This is a genomic window from Streptomyces sp. BV286, assembly GCF_019090165.1.
Lineage (GTDB): Bacteria > Actinomycetota > Actinomycetes > Streptomycetales > Streptomycetaceae > Streptomyces.
Genome location: NZ_JAHRIB010000141.1, coordinates 472213 through 489986, shown reverse-complemented (window position 1 = coordinate 489986; position 17774 = coordinate 472213). Strand labels below are relative to the sequence as shown.

The 17774-nt window shown below is 70.1% G+C and carries 18 protein-coding genes; 6 read left to right on the top strand and 12 right to left on the bottom strand.

What is annotated here, in order from left to right; translation table 11 throughout:
• Window positions 1–182 precede the first annotated feature (182 nt).
• Window positions 183–833, bottom strand: a complete 651-nt coding sequence (locus KUF83_RS21945; RefSeq protein WP_254644128.1) for a uridine kinase — start codon at window positions 831–833, stop codon at window positions 183–185.
• Between the two features lie 442 nt (window positions 834–1275).
• Between KUF83_RS21945 and KUF83_RS21940 the strand changes: the two genes are divergently transcribed.
• Window positions 1276–2214 (top strand): expansin EXLX1 family cellulose-binding protein, encoded by a 939-nt coding sequence (locus KUF83_RS21940; RefSeq protein ID WP_217456447.1) that lies wholly within the window; start codon window positions 1276–1278, stop codon window positions 2212–2214.
• A 147-nt stretch (window positions 2215–2361) separates the two neighbouring features.
• On the top strand, window positions 2362–3141 hold the full coding sequence (locus KUF83_RS21935; protein ID WP_254644127.1) for a glyoxalase: 780 nt from the start codon (window positions 2362–2364) through the stop codon (window positions 3139–3141).
• 95 nt (window positions 3142–3236) lie between these two features.
• On the opposite strand, the gene KUF83_RS21930 is transcribed toward KUF83_RS21935, so the two are convergent.
• The 4 genes from KUF83_RS21930 to KUF83_RS21915 all read right to left on the bottom strand — a co-directional run bounded on the left by KUF83_RS21930 (window position 3237) and on the right by KUF83_RS21915 (window position 6966).
• On the bottom strand, window positions 3237–3710 hold the full coding sequence (locus KUF83_RS21930; protein ID WP_217456446.1) for a hypothetical protein: 474 nt from the start codon (window positions 3708–3710) through the stop codon (window positions 3237–3239).
• A 42-nt stretch (window positions 3711–3752) separates the two neighbouring features.
• Window positions 3753–4697, bottom strand: a complete 945-nt coding sequence (locus KUF83_RS21925) for a hypothetical protein (protein WP_217456445.1) — start codon at window positions 4695–4697, stop codon at window positions 3753–3755.
• A gap of 96 nt (window positions 4698–4793) precedes the next feature.
• Window positions 4794–5807 (bottom strand): helix-turn-helix transcriptional regulator, encoded by a 1014-nt coding sequence (locus KUF83_RS21920; protein WP_217456444.1) that lies wholly within the window; start codon window positions 5805–5807, stop codon window positions 4794–4796.
• 130 nt (window positions 5808–5937) lie between these two features.
• A complete protein-coding gene (locus KUF83_RS21915) occupies window positions 5938–6966 on the bottom strand; it encodes an NADP-dependent oxidoreductase (protein WP_217456443.1) in 1029 nt (342 codons plus the stop codon).
• A gap of 111 nt (window positions 6967–7077) precedes the next feature.
• Here KUF83_RS21915 and KUF83_RS21910 point away from each other — a divergent pair, with 111 nt between their 5' ends.
• Window positions 7078–7665 (top strand): TetR/AcrR family transcriptional regulator, encoded by a 588-nt coding sequence (locus KUF83_RS21910; RefSeq protein ID WP_217456442.1) that lies wholly within the window; start codon window positions 7078–7080, stop codon window positions 7663–7665.
• A 177-nt stretch (window positions 7666–7842) separates the two neighbouring features.
• Here the strand turns inward: KUF83_RS21910 and KUF83_RS21905 are convergent, their stop codons facing one another.
• The 3 genes from KUF83_RS21905 to abc-f form a co-directional block, all read right to left on the bottom strand.
• Window positions 7843–9066 (bottom strand): PP2C family protein-serine/threonine phosphatase, encoded by a 1224-nt coding sequence (locus tag KUF83_RS21905; RefSeq protein ID WP_217456441.1) that lies wholly within the window; start codon window positions 9064–9066, stop codon window positions 7843–7845.
• A gap of 269 nt (window positions 9067–9335) precedes the next feature.
• A complete protein-coding gene (locus KUF83_RS21900) occupies window positions 9336–10163 on the bottom strand; it encodes a trans-aconitate 2-methyltransferase (RefSeq protein WP_217456440.1) in 828 nt (275 codons plus the stop codon).
• Window positions 10164–10407: 244 nt separating this feature from the next.
• Window positions 10408–12096, bottom strand: a complete 1689-nt coding sequence (gene abc-f / locus KUF83_RS21895) for a ribosomal protection-like ABC-F family protein (RefSeq protein ID WP_374106120.1) — start codon at window positions 12094–12096, stop codon at window positions 10408–10410.
• Between the two features lie 220 nt (window positions 12097–12316).
• Here abc-f and KUF83_RS21890 point away from each other — a divergent pair, with 220 nt between their 5' ends.
• Window positions 12317–13231: a hypothetical protein gene (locus KUF83_RS21890; RefSeq protein ID WP_217456439.1), complete on the top strand. Its 915-nt coding sequence runs from the start codon at window positions 12317–12319 to the stop codon at window positions 13229–13231.
• Between the two features lie 111 nt (window positions 13232–13342).
• On the opposite strand, the gene KUF83_RS21885 is transcribed toward KUF83_RS21890, so the two are convergent.
• Window positions 13343–13828 carry an ATP-binding protein gene (locus KUF83_RS21885; RefSeq protein ID WP_308403087.1) on the bottom strand — a complete coding sequence of 162 codons (486 nt, stop codon included), beginning with the start codon at window positions 13826–13828 and terminating at the stop codon, window positions 13343–13345.
• 173 nt (window positions 13829–14001) lie between these two features.
• On the opposite strand from KUF83_RS21885, the gene KUF83_RS21880 reads away from it, so the two are divergent.
• Complete coding sequence (locus KUF83_RS21880) at window positions 14002–14364, top strand: STAS domain-containing protein (RefSeq protein WP_308403086.1); 363 nt, start codon at window positions 14002–14004, stop codon at window positions 14362–14364.
• Between the two features lie 33 nt (window positions 14365–14397).
• Here the strand turns inward: KUF83_RS21880 and KUF83_RS21875 are convergent, their stop codons facing one another.
• Window positions 14398–15318, bottom strand: a complete 921-nt coding sequence (locus KUF83_RS21875; RefSeq protein WP_217456438.1) for a LysR family transcriptional regulator — start codon at window positions 15316–15318, stop codon at window positions 14398–14400.
• Between the two features lie 136 nt (window positions 15319–15454).
• On the opposite strand from KUF83_RS21875, the gene KUF83_RS21870 reads away from it, so the two are divergent.
• A complete protein-coding gene (locus KUF83_RS21870) occupies window positions 15455–16078 on the top strand; it encodes an NAD(P)-dependent oxidoreductase (RefSeq protein WP_217456437.1) in 624 nt (207 codons plus the stop codon).
• A 135-nt stretch (window positions 16079–16213) separates the two neighbouring features.
• On the opposite strand, the gene KUF83_RS21865 is transcribed toward KUF83_RS21870, so the two are convergent.
• Together KUF83_RS21865 and KUF83_RS21860 are read right to left on the bottom strand one after the other, a co-directional pair.
• Window positions 16214–16534, bottom strand: coding sequence for a GatB/YqeY domain-containing protein (locus KUF83_RS21865; RefSeq protein ID WP_254644207.1), 321 nt, complete (start codon window positions 16532–16534; stop codon window positions 16214–16216).
• 299 nt (window positions 16535–16833) lie between these two features.
• Window positions 16834–17712 carry an alpha/beta fold hydrolase gene (locus KUF83_RS21860; RefSeq protein ID WP_217456435.1) on the bottom strand — a complete coding sequence of 293 codons (879 nt, stop codon included), beginning with the start codon at window positions 17710–17712 and terminating at the stop codon, window positions 16834–16836.
• Window positions 17713–17774 lie beyond the last annotated feature (62 nt).

Below are 17774 nucleotides of genomic sequence, written 5' to 3'. Positions count from 1 at the left end.
TCATATCGCGACATGGATTCCGGCCGGGCTCCCTCGCAGAAGCGGTGAGCGGGGGTGAGCATCGGCGTACGGCATCCATCATGCCGAGGCCCGGTCACGACAACAACCGCGCTCCCGGGGCCGGTTCGCGTTCTTTGCGGAGGCTCTTCAACGCGGTCGGGACAGACCTGACGGTCGCGCTGTCAGGGCCTGACCGGCGGAGCCACGACCACCTCGGAGTCCGGGTCGTGGTCGATCCGCGGAGGGCCGGCCACGATCATGTCGGCTCGGGCCCACGGCTGTTCTCGCAGCATGAACGGCAGTTCCTCCAGCAGCCAGTTCGCCACGTGCTCCCGCTGCTCGGAACTGTCACCGTCGCGTGCCGTCAACAGGCGCTCCTGCTCGGTGAGATCACCCTGAATCCACACCGAGGCGTCCCACCACGGGGCCAGTTCTTCACGGATGACGCCGGTGCCCTCGATCCAGACGATGTCGGCGCCGGCAGGGACGGTGATCGATCCGGGCCGGTCATGGGCGATCCAGGCATCGGGGCGGAAGTCCACCGCCTCGCCCCGGTGCAGGGGCTGCAGAACGTTCTCGGCGAGCGCGGCACCCCAGTCGAAGCAGGCATGGTTCCAGGCGATGTCATCGGTGTGCACGATGGCCGAGTGGGGCACCACCTTGCCCAGCCGCTCGGCAAGGGTCGTCTTTCCGGCTCCACCCCGCCCGTCGATCGCGATCACTCGCGGACGTCCGCTGACGTCGGGGGAGACAGCGCACAGCTGTCGGACAGCGTCGAGGACGGTCACCACCCGCCAGCCGACCGCCTCGGGCTCACCCGGATGCAACCGCATCGACAACCCGCCTCCGAAGGCAAGGACAAAGGGGCCGGCGCCCGGACTGTTCACCGGCTGCCCGGACGTATCGACCTCCTGGCCGGAAGGTTACGTCCGTGCCGACAAAAAAGCTCGATCCGTTGCACCGGCTCCCGCGTCGGCCGCGCTCTCGGCCGTACCCACCCCGCGGATGCTTCGACTGCCGTCCGTGACGCACCGCCAGGCGTCACCTCCGCCGCCTGCCCGCCCCAGCCGGCCGGCTACGGCCTTCCAGCAGTACCACGAAGCACACGAACCGCACGAACCACCTTGTTCCCGCCGACGACACCGAGGACAGTGGCCCTGGAAAACCAGAGCCTCGACCAGGTCGCTCGACTCTGCTGAAGATCGGCGGCAACCTTCTCGTCTCCGGCGACCACTGAGCAGCGCCACACCGACACGCTCTTCCGAACGGATGACCATGCACGAAACAAGGCAGGCAGCCCGGCGTCACAAGCGCAGACGCAGGCTGATGATGGGCGGCGCCGCGGCGCTGGCGGCCACGGCGCTTCTCGTGGGCGTGGCCATGGCACTGCAGCCCGACAGCAAGGCCGAGACCAAGCGCACCACGGCCACCCCCGTCGCCGGCTCCCAGAAGAGCCTCCCGCCGACACCCCCGAAGAAGAAGCCGTCCAAGGCCTCCCCGTCCGCGTCCTCTCCGAGCGCCACGGCCGGCTCGGCCAAGCCGAAGGCGCGGGCTTCGGCCACCAGTTCCCCGCGGACGACTCCCGCCACGACGTCCCTGGCCGGACGGATACGACCGAACGTCACCTACCAAGGGGTCGCCACCCTCTACGACGCCGGGACCGGCGACGGCGCCTGCTCGTACGGCCCGAGCGACGACCTCATGATCGCGGCCATGAACACCACCGACTACCAGACGTCCAAGGCCTGCGGCGCCCACGTGCTCGTCCGCGCCGCCAACGGCGCCTCCGTCACGGTCCGGATCACCAACGAATGCCCGTCGCCCTGCGCACCCGGACAACTCGACCTCAGCGAACAGGCCTTCGCGAAACTGGCCGCTCCCTCGACCGGCCGGATCGCGATCACCTGGAGCCTGTTGAGCCCCAGCACGTCCGACACGATCTCGATCCGCTACAAGACCGGGTCCAGCCCCTACTGGTGTGCCATTCAGGCGATCGGCCACCGCAATCCGCTCGCGCGCCTGGAGGTCCGCACCGGCAGCGGCTGGCGCCAGTTGACGCGCACCGACTACAACTACTTCCTCGCTGCCGACGGCGGTGGCTGTGGCGGCACGATCAGGCTCACCGACATCTACGGAGAGCAACTCACCGTCAGCGGGATCGCGCTGCGGGCGGAAGCCGTGCAGCCCACGCGCGTCCAGTTCGCACGCCACTGACCCCGCCGCCCGCCCTGCCCTGGGTCGCCCCCCATCACTAGAAAACTTTGACTAGCATGGGTGCGGGGGCATACGGTCGAGGTCCGATCGCACCGCTACGCGCAGGCGGACCGGGCACACGGGAGCCTCAAAACAGTGGGAGAGCTGTTGCCGGAAACCTTGACGGAGACGACGTACGCGAATGAGACGACAGTGCCCCTGCTGCCGTGCTCGACGGTGGAGGGGACGCTGGAGTTCTACCAGGCTCTCGGTTTCGAGGTGACGTACCAGCAGACCAAGCCGTACCTCTACCTCGCTCTGCGCTGGAGCGGTTTCGAGGTGCATTTCGGCAAACCGCCCCGGGGATACGACCCGAGCCGGGACGACGGCGGGGGCTGTCTGGTCATGGTCGACACGGTCGCTCCGTACCACGCCGCGTTCACCCAGGCCATGCGGGCCGCCTACGGCAAGGTGCTGGCGGCCGGGTGCCCACGCATCACGCGTTTCCGCCCCGGGCAGACCCGGTTCACCCTCATCGACCCGTCCGGCAATTCACTGATCTTCATCCAGCGGGACGAGCCGGCGGAGCTGGAGTACGGCGGCTCCAAGAAGCTGCACGGCCTGGAGAAGGCTCTCGACAACGCCCGTATCTTCCGCGAGTTCAAGAACGACGACCGTGCCGCTTTCCGGGCGATCAGATCGGCGCTGCGCAGGCACGGGCCGAAGGCTCAGCCCGTCGACCGGGCGCTGGCGCTCGCGACACTCATCGAGCTCGCGACCGCCCTGGACGAGCAGGACGAGATCGAGGTGCGGACCCGGGAGTTGTCGCTGATCCAGCTCACCGCGGCGGAACGTCAGCGAGTGGAGAGCGAACTGCGCAACGCCGAACACCTCGAGAAATGGCTGACGCAGGAGCCGGCGGCCTCCGACGGCGTGTCCGAATCCTGAGTGCCGACGGAGTCACGCGGTGACGCCGCTTCGGCGGTGGCACACCCCGGTCCGCCGCACATCCATGCGGCGGGCCGGGGTTTGTGCCGGTGCGATCAGGTCCAGCGGTTTGAGCAGCCGGACGTCCAGCGGTGGGAGCTGATGGCGTTCGAGGCGCGCACCCCGTTGCTGAAGGTGTTGTCCCTCAGGTCGTCGACGTACAGCTCCCCGCGCGCCAGACAGCCCGTGCCGCCTCCCGAGTTCGCGAGGTCGTAGAACTGGACGTTGTTGACGCCGCCCGAGTACGTACCGGTGTTCAGCACGGACCAGGCGAAGTTGTCGTCCGCGGCGGTGAAGGGCCCGCTGTTGTCACCCCAGTTGGCATCGTTGCCCGACGCCGTGCCGAGCAGGTTGCTGCAGTCGGTCAGGAGGTAGGCGCGCATGTTGCCGTCCTCCCGGTGAGCGTTGTACTGGGCGTCGCAGTTGGGCCCCTGGGCACCGGCCGAGTCGGCCTGGGCCGTGGCCGGGAGTGCGGTGCCAAGGGCGACGGCCAGTCCGACCGCTGCCAGGGCAGCACGAATCTTCCGCATGGCTTCTCCTTGATCGTGAAATTGATACGGATGGACAGTCGGTCAGTTCGAGGAAGAGCTGCTCCGGTTGGCCGCCACCAGGGCCGCCCACTGCATCCGGGCGCTGGTGGAGATCTCCTTGGAGTAGCGCTCGCGCACCGGGGCGCCGTACTCGCGGTCCAGCTTCTCCAGCGTCCTGGCCAGTGCGGATTGCCGGGCACAGGTGCTCTCCGCCACGGCCAGTTCCACCTCGGCGGCCTGCTTCTTTGCACCGCTCAGTCCTTCGGTGCGCTTTGGCAGATCGGCCTGTACGGCTTCGGGGTCGGCGTACGCACGCCCGGTGGCGCGGCGCATGCAGTGGGACCAGACCCCGAGCGCGGTGGTGAAGCGCTTGTCGCGTACGAGCTTCGGCACGTACAGCGCTGTGAGGTTGGTGGCGATCTTGTTGGCGTGGAAGTAGGTCCCGGGGTCGCCGTACAGCTTCTTGCGGGCCGCGTCCTCGCAGCCGCCCACGGCGCTGCGGATGGAGCCCCCGGCCGGCAGGCGTACGGAGCGGACCGGGGTGTCCGGGCCGCCGCTGAGGGCGGTGAGGTACCGGGTGCGTTCCGCGCGGGACAGGCGGTTGCGGTAGGCGAGGTTGGGGTCGCGCTTCTTGAGAGTGAAGAACTTCTGCTGGATCAGTCCGCCGTACCCGTGTTCCCGCGCCCAGGAGACGTCGTTGAGCACGAACGGGTGCGCGAAGGCGCGCAGTTCCTCCGGGCTGAGCGGCGTGAGAACCCAGTAGCGGAATCCCGCTTCTGCCATGCACTGCCTGATGAGCCGCTGCTCGGCCTGCTCGACACGGCTTCGTTCGACGTCGGTCAGTTCACGTGCCGGGCCGGCGGACGAGGATCCGGCCACCGGTCGGCCGGAGTCGGCGGCCGGACCCGCGATCGTCGTGCCGACGGCGATGGCCCCGGCCAGTGCGGCCGCTGTGACGGTGGCAATGCTGATGGTGCTTGCTCGCAACGGTTTCCCCCTGGCCCGTGGTGTGCCGACCCGCGCTGTGACGCCCCGTCAGGCTGTCAGCGCGGGTGCCGGGCCGCCACACGGTGAAGTTGTGGCTTAAGCGTCGCGGCGATCAGACCGGTCAGTGCGGCGCTGCCCCGGCGCGCTCTCCAGGAGCGCAAGCCCGGCCGGAGTGATGGTGTGCAGCACGAGCTTGCTGCGGCGCACGCTCAACAGCAGACCGGCCTCGCGCAGGACGGCGGTGTGCTGGCTGGCGGCGGGCCTTGAGATGCCGCACCGTTCGGCCAGCTCGCTCGTGGTGCGGCCGGTCACGACGGCTTCCAGCATGGCGGCGCGGGTCCGCCCGATCAGGGCGCCGAGCGACTCGGGGGAACCTGCGAGAGCAGGCTCGCCGAGCGCGTGCTGCAGGGGGTAGGCGAGTGTCGGTGTCAGATCGCTGTCGGCGAGCGCGACGGGGGTGCGGAAGCAGAAGAAGGTCGGCTGCAGCTGGAGCCCGCGACCGCCGAGACGGATCTCCCGCTCGACCGGGTAGTCGGCCTCCAACACGGGTGGCTGCCAGCGGAGTACGGGTTTGAAGCCCGACAACAGCCCCTCCGCGCCGCCCTCCATCATGGCCCGGGCCCGCAGCGCGAGGTCCGCCTCCACATGAGCCCGCAGGTGCGCCCACATGGGCACGAGGGCGTGCCGATGGTACGCACGCAGGGCGGCACCGAGTCCGCGCAGCGCCCCGGTCCTGCCCTCGGCCAAGGCGCGGACCCCGGCGGGAAGTGGCTTCGGCCGTTCGGCGGCGAGTGTGGACAGGTCCGTTCTCAGGCGGTCGCGGGAGGTGCCGAGTACGGTGTCGAGCGCACTCTCGAATTCGGAGACCCCGCGGAGATCGGGGGTGAGGAAGTCGGGTGAGTAGCCGCGCGGAGGCAGCAGCACGGTCAGCGGCGCGCAGGCCGGGGGCAGCCCCACGCGCACCTGGCGCCGCCATGCGGCGAGCCCGGGGACACCGCGGGCTCCGGCGGCGAGACTCTGGAAGCTGTTGGTGAGCTCCCACAAGGGGTCGGGCCCCGTCGCGACACGCACCCGGGCAAGATCGTCACTGGTGAAGTGCACCCGCAGCATGAGATCTCCGATGGTGGTCGGTCATCGGTCGTCGTGCCCCGCCACAGTGACTGGAGTGCCCAGGGGTCAACAAGGCGCCATTCGGTCACGGTGAGTCTCGGCCACCGCTCCCGCCGAGCGCCGGATGCGGCTATGAACCGGCTCGCTCCTGGGAGACCGTGAGCACGATCTTGCCCTGGACATGCCCTCGTGCGGCGCGTTCGTGCGCTGCCCGGGCGTCCGCGAGCGGAAACGTACTGTCTGTCGCGACGCGAACCGTGCCCGCGTCGAGCAGGCGCCCCAGCTCGGCCAGCTGCGCGCCGTTCGAGCGGACCTGAGCACTCGACACCGTGACGCCGAGTTTCGCGGTCTCTTCCGCGTCGAATTCCCCGGGGAGCACGGGGAACTGGGCACCGCCGCGCTTGAGCGTGCGCAGGAAGCGCCGGCTGTCCGGGCCACCGACGGTGTCGAGCACGAGGTCGACGTCACGCACGAGCTCTTCGGGGCGACTCCTGGTGTAGTCGATGAACCGGTCGGCGCCGAGCTCGCGCAAGAACGCTTCATGTGCGCCCGATGCCACCGCGACGACCCGTGCGCCCCTCCGTTTCGCCAGCTGCAACGCGAGGTGCCCCACGCCGCCGGCGGCGCCGTTGACCAGCACCGTCGTGTCGGCGTCGAGTGCCGTCGGGCGATGCCGTGCCTCCTGGAACGGCGAAGGGTGATCGTGCCCGACCTCGTAGAGGAACTGCCAGGCCGTCAGGCCGGCCATGGGCGCTCCAGCCGCGTGCGCGTGGTCGATGCCGGCCGGCTTGCGCGCGAGGTCCGTCGCGGGCGCGGCCACGTACTCGGCGTACGCGCTGCCGTCGAAGCTGGGAAAACGCAGAAGACCGAAGACTTCGTCACCGACGTCGAGACGGTCCACGTCCGCTGCGACCGCCTCGACGACTCCCGACACATCCGTCCCCGGGATCACCGGCAGGCCGACCGTCGACTCCGTCTCCCCCGGCATCCTCGTCAGCCCCTCGCGCAGGTACCGGTCCGGAGGATTGACACCGACCGCGTGCACGCGAACGAGCACCTCACCCGGTCCCGGTTCGGGGATCGGCACCTCCTCGTATCGCAGAACCTCCGGGCCGCCGTGCTCATGGATCCGGATCGCCCTCATCGTGCGTGTCGGCATCGTTCTCTCCTGCCCGCATCGCGGGATAGCCTTATTCGGATCAGCGCTCCACATAAGTGGTTCACTGATCCGAATATATGGACCACTGATCCGGATAGTCAAGGGGGGCAGATGCGGGCCGACGCCAGGAAGAACCGCGACCACGTGCTCGCAGTCGCGGGCACCGCCATCACCGAGCAGGGCGTCGACGTGTCACTGCGCGACATCGCGCGCAGGGCCGAGGTCGGGCTCGCGACGCTGCTGCGTCATTTCCCCACCAGGGAGGCGCTGCTCGAGGCCTTGCTCCACACGAGTTTCGGCGAACTCACGGCGCGGGCGGGCGAACTCGAGACGTCGTACTCACCCGAGGAAGCCCTCGTCACGTGGCTGCGCGACTGTGTCGCGTGGACGACCGAGTACCGGGGCGTGACCGTGTTGATGGCGGCCGCCATCGACGACACCGAGTCCGCGCTTCATGGTTCGTGCGTCACCCTGCGGGCAGCCGGTGCGCGGCTCCTCACCCGCGCCCAGGCCGTGGGCGCGGCACGTCGCGACATCGACGGCACGGATCTGTTCGCGCTGATCGCGGCGCTTGCGTGGCTCGGCGACCAACCCTCGCTGGCCCCACGCGCAGACCACCTCTTCGACGTCGTCGCGAGCGCGATTCTGACGACCCCGGCAAGCACCGATCCCGAGGGAACGCGGCCCTCGGGCTCCTGACCGAGGGCATCGCGTACGTGAACCGATGGCCTCGGATGTCTGACTCCCCCCGGCAGTGAACTCCGGGCACGACCGGCCGTCCTGCCCGGGAGCTCTCGTTGTCCGCAGAGCCCCCGGGCAGCTCTCGCGACGCGAGCCGGAACTCCCGACGGACGCCGAGCGGGCGCAGGTTCACCGTCACCGGCCGCTGCCGGGCGGTCCGCCGGAACTGCTTCGGTCGGCGGGTCTGGAATCGGGAGCGGAACGGCGATTGCCGTGCCAGTCCAGTATCAGGACCGTCGCGTCGTCCCTGAGGGTGCCTCGGCAGGCGTCGAGGACCGCGGCGGTCAGGCTCCGGACGGCTTCCCGTGGGTGCAGCGCGCGGGTCTCGTGAATGACCGAGGGCAGGTCGACGTCGGCGGCAGCGCGTTCCTGCATGCCGTCGGTGAGCAGGATCAGGCGGTCGTCGGGGCGCAGTTGGAGTTCCTGCAGGCGGTAGGGGGTGGGTGCCGCCACGCCGAAGGGCAGGTTCGCGGTGAGTCCGACCTCTTCGACGACGCCGTCGCGCACCCGTAGCGGCCGGGGATGTCCGGCGTTGACCAGTTCGCACAGGCCGGTGTCGAGGTCGACGCACAGCAGCTGTCCGGTGGCCAGGCCGCGGTTGTGGCTCAGCAGTGCCTCGTGGGCGTGGCGGGCCTGCTTGAGGGCGTCACAGCCGCTGCGGCGGGCCTGCCGCAGCGCGCCGACCAGCAGGGTGGCCAGCAGCGCGGAGTTCGTGTCGTGGCCCATCGCGTCGGTGATGGACAGGTGCAGGGTGCCGCGGTCGAGGGTGTAGTCGTAGGTGTCACCCCCGATGTCGTCGGCCGGTACCAGCCCGGCGGCGAGGGTGAACTGGGGCGCCTCGCAGCACGGGGCCGACGGCAGCAGCTGATGCTGGATCTCCGCGGCCAGGCTGGTCTCGGTGGTGCGCCGACCGAGGTGGTACAGGTCGGTGAAACGACGGTCCGTGACGATGATGTAGGCCAGCGCGTGGGCCGCGTCGCGGACCTGCCGCAGCACGGTCTCGTCCGCGGCCTGCAAGGTCACCTCCAGTACGCCGATGCAGTCACCGCGGTTGCTGACCGGCGTGATGACGCGCAGCCCGCCCTGGCCGTCCGGTTCCACATGCTGGCGCTGACTCTGCAGAACGCTGTCATAGACGCTGTTCTGGAGGTCGACCGGTTCGACGTCGTCGGCGGCGTCACCACCGGCCGCCGCAAGCCGCACCACCCGCCGGCCGATGAGGTCGACGAACAGGAACGACACCTGCTCGGCACCGAACCGCTTCTGCAGGTCGTGTGCTACCACATCGACGGACTCCCCGGGCGGAGCCGCCTCCGCAGCGGTCAGCAACTCGCCAAGTTCCAGATCTCCACTCTCCACGGCAACCTCCTGTCGGTTGCCGCACCTACTTCCCCGAGTCTCCGCAACATCACCTACTGCGACCATTTTGGCAGGTCAGGGAAGTGGACCGAGGCGTACGGGACATTGATCGAGGTGTCCGGACGCCCCGAACGGGGCACGGTCCTCCTCCTCGGCGAGGACGACCGGGACCTGCTTGCGGCGCGGTCGGCGCACCCCGTCGTGGCGTGCGATTCAGTCGGCCCCTGAGCGTTTGCGCGCTCGAGCGGCATGGCCGACGGCCGGGCCGGTCATCGAGGGTCCGCCTCCGGTTTCCGCCCCCAGGCGGTGAGCATGCCTGCCGACAGCGCAGCGCACTCGTCGGAGTCCAGGTACCGGACCGCGTCGTCGACGGCCGTGTCGTCGACCATGCCGGTGGCGAGCATCGCTGCCCTGCTCCGCTCCCACGTGTCCGCCCAGAAGCGGCTGATGGGACTGCCCGGCGACATCGGGGGCACATGGATCTCGGCAGCGACGGCCGCGAGTCCCGCCGCCCGCAGCAGGTGCGGGTACGACGGCACCCAGGAGACATCGGTGCCGATGGTGGCCCCCAGCCCCTGCCACATCGCCCGCATCGCCACGCTGTACGGCGTGCCGGGCGTTTGGTCGTTCGTCAGGTCGACCGCGTCGCTGAGGACCAGCACGCCGCCGGGCTCGACGAGTTCGGCGAGTTGCCCGATCAGTCGGGCGTGTTCAGGGAGGTGCATCAGTACGAAGCGCGCGTGCACGAGCCGGAACCGGCCGGGCACGACCTCCGGGTCGGTGATGTCGGCCTCCAGTACGTCGAGCCCGGGCCCAGCCCGCTCCACGAGGAAGCGGACGTCGCGGTCCACCGCGAGCACGCTCGCCACCCCTGCCTCGTCCAGCAGTCTGCGGGAGACCGTGCCGGTACCGGCACCCACGTCGAGACAGTGCCACCCCGGGCCTGCCCCGAGTGCCCGCAGTCGCTTCATGGTGATGTCGTCGTAGGCGAGGGCTCCGAAGTCGATGCGCTCGCCCTCGCCTGTCTGTTCCGGACGGAAGACGGCTTCGCCGTAGCGGCCGCCACCCGGCGCGTCCCCGCGCGGTGCGGCGCTCACGTCGCGCTCGGCGCAATGCCGAGGGTGTCGTCCCGGACCAGTTCCAGCACCCGGTCGATGAGGGACAGGGTCAGCGGGTCGTCAAGCTGAATCAAGGCCGTACCTCTTCACACGGTGGGGCGGTTCCCGGCAGCCCGTGCCAGGGCCGCCGCCCCGCCGATCCTCCACCGACGCCCGCCCGCACAGCCGAGGCGCGCCGCACCTGACCCGATCGGGCGGACGGTCGAGGGATCTCTCCGGGTCCTCATTTCTGGTGCGTCGTCCCGGTGTCCAGGGGCAGTTCCAGGCGGCGCCCGCGGAAGCGCTCGCGCAGGAGCCGGTCGTGCGTCACCACGACCAGCGTGCCGGTGTAGTGGGCCAGTGCTGCCTCGATCTCTTCCACCAGGGCGGGAGCCAGGTGGTTGGTCGGTTCGTCGAGCAGGAGCAGATCCAGTGGGCCGGCCGTCACGAGCTGTGCCAGTTCGAGTTTGCGGCGCTGCCCGACGGACAGGTCGCGTACGGGAACAGTGAGGTCGCCGGTGTGGAACAGGCCGGTCGCAAGGAGAGTGTCGGCGTGCTCGTCGGGCTGTCCCGCCCGGCCGTCCGCGAAGGCCGCGAGCAGCGTCCGGGTGTCGAAGGCGTCATCGGGCGCGCTCTGCTGCCGTAGGAAGCCGACCCGGTGTGGTCGGCGCACGGCACCGGCGTCAGGTGTCAGTTCCCCCGCCAGCAGGTGGAGAAGGGTGCTCTTGCCGGCGCCGTTGGGGCCGGTGACGAGGAGTCGGTCCCCAGGGGCGAGTTCCAGTGACGGAACGGACAACCGCCCTTCGACCAGGGCGTCTTCCAGATGAACTGCCGTTGATGCCTCCTCGGTGGTCGGTGTGCCCTCGACGCGGCCTGTGAACCGCAGTGGCTGCGGGGGCGGCGGCACGGGGTGCTCCCTGAGCCGTTGCAACCGTTCGCGTGCGTTCCGGATGCGGCTCTGTGCACCGTGAGACCGTGAGCGGGCCCGGAAGGCGCCGGCGCCGCTGAACGCCCACGGACCCTTGCGGGGGATCTCGGCCAGCAGTCCGATACCGGTGTCGGCGAGGTGTTCCTGTCGGGTGACCTCGTTGCGCCATTGCTCGTGGTTCCACACCCACCGGGCCCGGGCCGCCGCCTTGGCGGCGAGGAAGCCGGCGTAGCCGTTGCCGTAGCGCCGTATCGTGCGCCGGTCGTGGTCCACCTCCAGGACGGTATCGGTGACGCGCTCCAGGAACGCCCGGTCGTGCGTGGCCACGACGACCGTGCCTCGATGGCGGCGCAGGCGTCCTTCGAGCCAGGCCACGGCCTCGTCGTCCAGATCGTTCGTCGGCTCGTCGAGCAGCAGCAGTTCCGGGGCGAGGGCCAGGGTCGCGGCGAGCGCGAGCCGGGAGCGCTGACCTCCGGAGAGGGTGCCGAGCGCACGCTCCCGGTCCAGTGGCGCGCGCTCGCCGAGTCGGCGCAGGCCCACCTCGACCCGGCGGTCCGCACCGTGCCCGCCGCGCGCGTCGAATTCGGCCACCAGTGCGGCGTAGCCCTCCAACTCGGCAGGACCGGCTGTGCCCAGGGTGGTCTCAGCGACACGAATACGGTGCTCCAGGGCCCGTAGCTCGCCCAGTACGTGATCCACGGCGTCGCCCACGCTCGCCGAACCGGGCAGGTCGAGGGTCTGGCGAAGGTGACCGGTCCCTCCTGGCGCGACGACGGTGAGGCTGCCGTTGTCGACGGGCTCCTGTCCTGCCAGCAGTCGCAGGAGCGTGGACTTCCCGGAGCCGTTGTCGCCGACGATGCCGACCCTTTCTCCCGGCCGGATCGTGAAGGACACGCGGTCCAGCACCATGCGGTCGCCGTAGCGCTTGGTCACCTCGGCGAGAGCGATCTGGGACACGGTGGGAGGGGTGGCGGCGAGGGTGGTGTCGACGGAAGCACAGTGCAAGAGCACTCCTTGGCTGGGTGAACAGGGCGGTGCGGCGAGCAGAAGGAGACCGACTGCGGACCGATGGACATGAAACTAGACGAGACGGGTCGTCTCGTCAAGGGTTTTCGGCGGGTCAAGTGCGGCAGCCGCCCACCACACACCGGTGACCCGTGCGCGGGCCGGCCTTCGCTCTCCCCTCCGCATGCGGGGCAGGCCGGGTTGATGGAATCTGATGATCATGCGGAGCAAAGGCGGGCGGACCGGCAAAGGCCACGACGTGGAGAACCTTCTGGACGAGCTCTACACCACGCCGCCGCCCGGTTTCGTCTCCCGTCGTGAGGAACTGGCGGCCCTCACCAAGGCGGCCGGGCAGGTGGAGGACGCCCGTCGCATCCGTGCCGCCCGCCGACCCACGCTCGCCGCCTGGGCAGCGAACCTGCTGCTCCGCTCCCGTCCGCAGGAGTGCCAACGGTTCCTCGAACTGGGAGGCGCGCTGCGCGAGGCCTATCAGACCCTGGACGCCAGTGGGATCAAGGAGCTGTCCGAGCAGCGCCGCCATATCGTCTCGGCACTGTCCCGGCAGGCCGGCCGGCTTGCCGCCGAGGGCGGGCACCAGCTGTCCGACACCGCCCAGCAGGGTGTCGAAGCCACGCTGCGCGCCGTACTCGCCGACGAGGACGCGGCCGACCGGTGGGCCACCGGCCGCCTGGAGGCCGCTCTCGCCCCGCCGTCGGACTTCCCCTCCCCCACCGACGCGCCGACCGCACCACCGGCGGCGCCACCCCGAGCGGCGCCGCGGACCCGGACCAGGGACGAACTCGCCGAGCGGCGTCGCCTGAGACGGGAACAGCTCGCCCAGGCCCGCACCTCGGCCGACATCGCCGACCGGCACCTCCATGGCCGGCATGCCGAACAGACGGACGCCGAGGCCGTACTCGCTCAGGCACGAGACAGGCATGATCGGGCCCGTCAGCAAGTCTCCACGGCCGAGCAGCGACTTCGCCTGGCGCGCGAACAACTCCACCTGGCCGCGCAGGAACAGAAGGCGGCCGAGAAACGGACCCGGGAGGCCGCTCTGGCCGCGGAACGCGCTGAGCGGACCGCACGTGAAGCCGCGCAGGAAGTCAAACGGCTGTCCGGGCCAGTCAAGTAGGCAGGGCTCTCAGGCCCATGCCGGAACCCGCCGGCCAGGGAGGCGGGGCCGGCACGACGCACTGGCGAGATCCACGCTCTGCACTTCGGCCTGTTCGCCGTCTCGCGGGCGCTACTGGGGGCGCCGTCCGCCGAGGTCCCCGTCAGGATCGTCCAGGAGAGCGATGCGCGCGGTGATGCGCTTGCCGACCGGTTCCCGCTGGACCTCGAAACCCTGGGCGACCGCCATGACGATCTCCAGACCGTGCTGTCCGACCCTGCCCGCGTCGGTGGCCCTGGCCACCGGCAGGACCGGGTCACTGTCCCAGACGACGACTTCCACCAGGGCCCCGCAGATACGAAGCCCCATCAACACCGGCCCGGGAGCGTACTTGCGCGCGTTGGTGACCAGCTCGCTGACCACCAGCTGGGTCAGGTCCATCGCGCGCGCCGACACCGGCAGGCCGTGCTCGGACCGCACCCGGGCGAGGAAGTCCGCCGCACGATGGCGCGCCTGGGCGATGACAGGGCCATCGCCGTCCAGGGCGACGGCATCCTGGATCGGACGGGCACCATGCACCGCGTCGCCCTCACCATCGCTCTCGGGAGCTGATTCCACCGGGTCCACCTCTGTTCCCCCGTTCACACCTGCATGTACCCCGCACCATCTCTCACATGTGCCTTGAACTCGGCTAAAGTACCGAACGGTTGTTCCCTGTTCCATCTGGGCAGGCTTGCAGCGCATGACGTGTCGGAGTCCGAGCCCCATCAGTGAGCGCAGTCGAGGAAACGGTGACAGATACCCACGGAGCAGCCCAGTCCGGCCAGCTGTCGATCAGCGACACCACGGTCGGCGACATCCGGGTGGTCACCCTGCGCGGCGAGATCGACCACACCGTCAAGGACGAGTTGATCAAGGCCCTGCTGTCCGCCGAGAGCGCGTCGCCGCGGACCGTGGTGGACCTCAGCGCCGTGACCTTCATGGACTCCAGCGGCATCAACGTCTTCGTCATCGTTCACCAGAAGGTGAGCGAGGCAGGCGGATGGCTGCGTTTCGCCGGCGCACAGGAAGCGGTACTGCGGGTCCTTCAGCTTGTCGGCCTGGACAAGGTCATCCCCAGCCATCCCACCGTCGAGCAGGCCCTGGCCGTCTGACCTCCTTCGCACCCTCTCGCGGCACGTCATGTGTCACCCGGCCGTGGCGTCGGTGGGGTTGCAGGCGCGCCGAAGAGCCGTGCGGGCCTGCCCGCGCAGCCAGACGTGGGCGGGGTCGTTGTCGTAGCGCTGGTGCCACGCGAGGTGGATCGGGATGGCCGGCGTCGTCAGCGGCAGAGGCCGGGTACGGAGGCCGAGGTCGTCCAGGAGGGGGCGGCTGATGAGTTCGGGGACCGCCGCGACGAGGTCGTGATGGCGCACGAACTGCAGGGCTGTCGCGTTGGTGGGAGCGGAAGCCACTACCTGCCGGCTCACTCCACGGGCCTCCAGCGCGTCGTCGATGGGGTCACGCAACCGCCCCCGGCGGGAGACGGTGATGTGCTCGGCGGCCGCGTAGTCCTCAAGGGCGAGCGGGCCGCGGCACAGGGGGTGCGAGGGACGCAGGGCGAGTACGAGCCGGTCATGGCCCACGATCTCGTGACGGATCTCGGGCGAGGAGGGCTCACTGGATCCGGCTTCGAGGTCGATGTCTCCCCGCCGCGGGTCCTGGATGTCGGTACTGGCCTCAGGCAGGAACCGTAGACACACTCCGGGAGCTTCTGCGCGCAAGGAGTGGAACAGGGCCGGCCCGGCCGCCGCGGCCAGCGCGTCGTGCCATTTCAGGATGAACGTCCGCTCCAGCGCCGTCAGATCGACTTCCGTATGCGGGGACAGCACCGAATGGGCCTGCTGGACCAGGTCGTGCACGGTCGCGCGCAGAGCGAGGGCACGGGGTGTGGGAGTCATGGTCCGGCCGGTACGCACGAGGATCTGGTCCCCCGTGGCCCGGCGGATGCGGCCGAGGGTGCGGCTCATCGCCGGGGTGGACACGTGGAGCCGGGCGGCGGCGTCCGTCACGCTGCCTTCTTCCAGCAGGGCGTCGAGCGCGGTGAGCAGATTCAAATCCAGTTGCATGTGAGTAAATCCAGTCTTAGCCAGATTGCATTTGAAGTTAATGATGGCTGGTCCTAACGTCAAAGGCGAACGGCCGAGAGGGTCGGGCCTGCACACCCGACCTCGCCTTCCTCCCCTGCCACGACTGGAGACCATCGTGAAGATCGCCGTACTCGGTTCCACCGGACAGACCGGCCGCCTGGTGATCGCGCGCGCCCTGGAGCGCGGGCATGACGTCATAGCCCTGGCCCGCAGGCCGGAACAGGTCGAAGCACCGGCCTACGGAAATCTGCGCACGGTCCGGGCGGACGTGACCGATCCCGGCAGCGTCACCGACGCCGTCAAGGACGCCGACGTCGTCGTCAGTGGTCTGGGCATCACCAAGAAGCAGGACCCCGCGATCCTCATCGAGGGCGCCCGACAGATCGTGTCGGCCGCGCCGCGCGTCATCTGGCTCACCTCGCTGGGCATGGGGGCGACCCAAGGAGCGCTCGGCGCGTTCAACGGAGCCCTTCTCAAACGCATCCTGCGCCACGAGTGGGACGCCAAGGGAGCGTCCGGCCGCGCCGTCCGCGAAGCAGGCGGGACCACGGTCCACGCCGGGCCGTTGACCAACAAGCCCTACCAGGACGACGGGAGCCTCATCCGTGCCGAGGGGTTCAGGCCTCGGATGATGCCTCCCATGGCACCGCGCGCGGGAATCGCCGCCCTGATGGTCGCGGAAGCGGAAGCGCCGCGTTTCGCCGACACGGACACCATCGCCTTGTTCGAAAACCGCTGAACCGCGCCCGTAGCCCTCCACCCCGACCCTAGCCCTACACCACAGCGTCACGGTCGTGGTGGAGGAACCGTGGCGGCCTCGCTGAGCTGAGGGCTGTACGGCCCGTCACCCTGCCGCGAGGCGGAACGCCCTGTCCTACGCGGCGTCGGAAGCCTCGAGGAAGTGAAGCAGCACGGCGGCCTCCGCGCGGAGCCGCGCGGCTCGCTCCGCATGCGCGGGCGCGGTCAACTGCGCCGCAGCATCCAGTCGTTCGGTGGCCTCGGACCGCACGACCTCCATCACGCGGCTCTCGCTCAGTTCACGCCGCACGGCCTCGGTGGCGCCGGCCCCGACCGGGGACTGCTCAAGGGCCATGCCGCGTAGCTCCGACTCGTCCACAGACACCGCCTCGGCGTTGTCCAGCGCAGCGAGCGTAGTGCGCAGGGCACTGACCGCGGCCTTGTCACGGGCGCGCATCGCTTCCGGCAGTGCTTGACGCATACGAAGACGTACAGACATGACGACGACCCTATGGCGGCGCCCCCTGGACTCACAACGCGATATACGTGCAGGCTCGGACGGACCGCCGGCCGAGGCCCGCACTTCGACAGGCGCGCAGAACCGGACCGCGGTTCCGCGCCCTGCCCGATGGCTGAATGCTCCACCCGATGGCTGGGTGCTCCGCTCGATGGCTGGGGGTTCCGACCGTGGACCGCGATCCTGCTGGCCGGGGCGTGCTGTCGGGAACGCTCCGATCGAACCGCCGCCGGCCCTGGCTACGAGGAGGCCGGATCCGCGGGACCCGCCTTCCTCTGCCCGAGCGTGAGCATCGCCTCGGTGACCTCGCCGACCGCCGCGTCGGGGATCGCAGTGGCGGCCTCCTTGAGGACGAGCAGTCGTGCCCCGGGAATCTCGCGCGCGATCGCCTCGCCGTTGCCGACGGGGAAGAACCGGTCGCGGTAGCCGTGGACGACGAGCGTGGGGACCTCGATCCCGGGCAGGCGCTCGCGCCAGCGGGGCTTGCAGTCGAGTCGGGAGAACACCATGCCCAGCTGGTTGGCCGCCTGGACCGGGGATGCGGTGCCGGGCGTGCGGTCCCAGATGCGCGCAGCGATCGCGCGCGCGGCGACGGGATCGTCACCGAGGATCTCCGCGGCACCGGCGGCGAACTCCGCGACCGCCTCGCGGTCGGTCCAGTCGGGCATCGCACGCGCGAACAGCCGGCTCATCGTCGCCCGGTCATGGCCGGGAAGGTCATCGTCGGGCGGGCCAGGGGCAACCGCGCGGGTACCGACCAGGGTGAGCGCCGAGAACGCGCCCGGATGGTCGAGCACGGCCACCTGGGCGACCATCCCGCTGACGCCGATCCCCGCGAGGTGCGCGGGTCCCCCGCCGAGCGCGCGGGCAAGGGCGGCCGCGTCGGCGGCGAGGCCGCGCAGGGTGTAGGTGGGCGCCTCCGGATCCGCCGTCGTCGACTGCCCGCTGTCGCGCAGGTCGTAGCGCACCACACGGTGTCCGCCGGCGGCGAGGCGCGCGCAGAGGGCGTCTGGCCAGGAAAGCATCGTCGTCCCGCCCGCGAGCAGGACGAGAGGCGCGTCGTCGTCGCCGAACGACTCGATGCCCAAAGAGATCCCATTGACGTCGACAGTGGTCATCGGATCACCGGAAGACGTCGTGGACCAGCCGGTCCGATCAGGGCGCCGCCGCCCGTCAGGAT